Origin of the sequence: Verrucosispora sp. SN26_14.1, from assembly GCF_004307965.1 — a bacterium.
Taxonomy (GTDB): Bacteria; Actinomycetota; Actinomycetes; order Mycobacteriales; family Micromonosporaceae; genus Micromonospora.
The window spans coordinates 1-2501 of record NZ_SISL01000655.1; the positions used below are offsets into that span (position 1 = coordinate 1).

General features: G+C 72.2%; 2 protein-coding genes and 1 pseudogene. 1 reads left to right on the forward strand and 2 read right to left on the reverse strand.

The features are described 5' to 3' along the window. A partial coding sequence (locus EYA84_RS30480; RefSeq protein WP_131057673.1) for a LacI family DNA-binding transcriptional regulator occupies nucleotides 1-631 on the reverse strand: 631 nt, incomplete at its 3' end. Between the two features lie 320 nt (nucleotides 632-951). On the opposite strand from EYA84_RS30480, the gene EYA84_RS30485 reads away from it, so the two are divergent. Then, entirely contained in the window at nucleotides 952-2142 is a 1191-nt protein-coding gene (locus EYA84_RS30485; protein WP_131057674.1) for a cytochrome P450, read from the forward strand. A gap of 117 nt (nucleotides 2143-2259) precedes the next feature. Here EYA84_RS30485 and EYA84_RS30490 read toward each other — a convergent pair. After that, a pseudogene (locus EYA84_RS30490) lies at nucleotides 2260-2501 on the reverse strand (hypothetical protein); the annotation flags it as partial.

Genomic DNA, 2501 nt, shown 5'->3' on the forward strand with positions numbered 1-2501 from the left:
CCGCCGCCGCGCCCTCGGCCCGGTCACGGGCCGCCTGGAACCCCGGCTCGCCGGTGATGTGGGCGATGTTGCGCCGGCCGCAGGCCAGCAGGTGCTCGATGGCGAGGCGGCCACCACCGACGTTGTCGACGGTGATGGAGATGTCGGCCGGGTCCGAGGAGGGGGCGTACACGTAGACCACCGGCACCGGGATGTTGCCGGCCAGCGGCGGCCGGGGATCGGTCCGCGAGCCGACCACGATCAGCCCGTCCACCCGGCGCGACAGCAGCGCGCGGACGTGGTGCTTCTCCCGGATCGCGTCACCCCGGGCGTCGCACAGGAAGACCGACACCTGCCCCGCCCCGAAGGCGTCCTCGGCCCCCATCAGGATGGGGATCGAGAACCGTCCCTCCAGATCGCTGGTGAGCAGGCCGACCGTCCCGGTCCGGCCGCTGAGCAGCCCTCGGGCCAGGGCGTTCGGCGCGAAGGAGAGCAGCTCGGCGGCCTCCAGCACGCGTACCCGGGTGGTCGCCCGCACCTCGCCACGTCCGTTGATGGCCTTGGAGGCAGTGGCGACCGAGACGCCGGCCAGCTTGGCGACGTCGGTGAGGGTGGGTGTGCGGTTGGCGGGGACCTCGGGCTCGGACGTCATGCGGTGCTCCCTCCCAACGACCGGCACGGATGCGACGCAGCGGCGACAGGCTGCCCCGGAAGCCCGTACAGGCACTCCCGGTGGACGTGATCTTGTAAACGTTTTCGGCGTTGTTTCGGACCGTTGCCCGACCCGCACTGTCGCTCGTACCTGCGCGGAACACTACACCGATGCGTCCCGTCGACTCGGCTCAGGAAGGCCCGTCGGTGCTCCCTTCCCGAAAACTCCCCCGAAACGTTCGCTGCCCGAATGTAAGGAGGGGTCCCCTGCTATACACGAGGCGTTAGCAGGGGACCCTTCCTTTCATCCGAGGAGGCCAGGTGGCGGTCGCGTTCGGCCTTTCGGAGCTGTGGGACCCGGTGGTACGCCGGAACCCGCACCAGTTCTACGACCGGGTGCGGGACAGCGGCGGACCGGTGCTCCAGATCGACCCCGCCGGCAACCGGCTGTGGGTGGTCGCCGGTCATGCCGACGTGCTGCACGGCCTGCGGCACCCGATGATCGGGCACGAGGTGCACCGGCACCGCCCGGACGGCCCCGCCCCGGCCCCGGAGGCGTTGTCCGAGGTGGCGAGGATCGAGTCCCGGCAGCTCATCAGCCTCGACCCGCCCGACCACACCCGCCTGCGGGGACTGGTCAGCGGCGGATTCACCGCGCGGGCGGTGGCCCGGCTGGAGCCGTGGATCGGTGACCTCGCCGACCGACTCGTCGACCGGGCACGTCGGCGGGGTCACGTGGAGGCGGTGGCAGACCTCGCCGATCCGGTGCCGGTCAACGTCATCGCCGAGTTGGTGGGCGTACCGGAGGCGGACCGGCCGCAGTTCCGGGCCTGGTCGGCGGCGATCGTGTCGGCCGGGTTCGACGGCCCGACGGCGACCCTGGAGTTCGCGGCGTACCTCGACGACCTGGCGGCGCGCCGCCGCGCCGACCCGGCCGACGACCTGATCTCCGAGCTGGTGGCGGCGGAGGACCGGGCGGACCGGCTGGACCGCGACGAGTTGGTGGCGCTGGTGCAGTTGCTGCTCATCGCCGGGCAGGAGACCACCGTCGACCTGATCGTCAACGGACTCCGCCTGCTGCTCACCCACCCCGCGCAGTGGGAGGCGCTGTGCGACGATCCCACCCTGGCCGAGGCGGTGGTGGAGGAGACGCTGCGGTTCCGGGGGCCGGTGGAGATCGTGCCGCCACGGTTCGCCTTCGCGGACGTCGAGCTGGCCGGTGGGCGGATCCCCGCGTTCGACCGCGTGGGGCTGTCGGTGTGGGGGGCCAACCGGGACCCGGCGGTCTTCGACCGGCCGCACGAGTACGACATCGCGCGCACCGACGTCCGTCGGCACCTCGCCTTCGGATACGGCATCCACTTCTGCCTCGGCGCGCACCTGGCGCGGTTGGAGAGCCGTATCCTGTTCGACCGGGTGGCACGGCACCTGCCCGGCCTGCGGCTGGCGGTCGACGCCACCGACCTGGACGCGTTCCGGCTGCATCACGACGGCCTGCCCCTCCGCGTGTGACGCCCGGCCGCCGCGCGCCGGCGCCGCCTCGGGATCCTGGGCACGCTCACGACGAGCCCTTTACCCCGCAGGGGTACGGGTGGAGGCCACCACGCCGGGCGGCCTCCACCCGGTGGATCACTCGAACAGGGACAGGGTCAGCGTCGAGGTGTACTCGCCCGCGGCGACATCGGCCGGGGTGCGCAGGAACAGGTCGGCGTCGACCGAGTACGCGCCACCGGCGACCGCGCCCGAGTCGAACGTGGAGACCAGCAACTCCTGGTCGACCAGACCCACGTTGTTGCCCGGCTGCGTCGGCTCGTCCAACACCGTCACCACCTCTTCACCCTCGCTGACCAGACCGGTGTCGCCACCGTCGA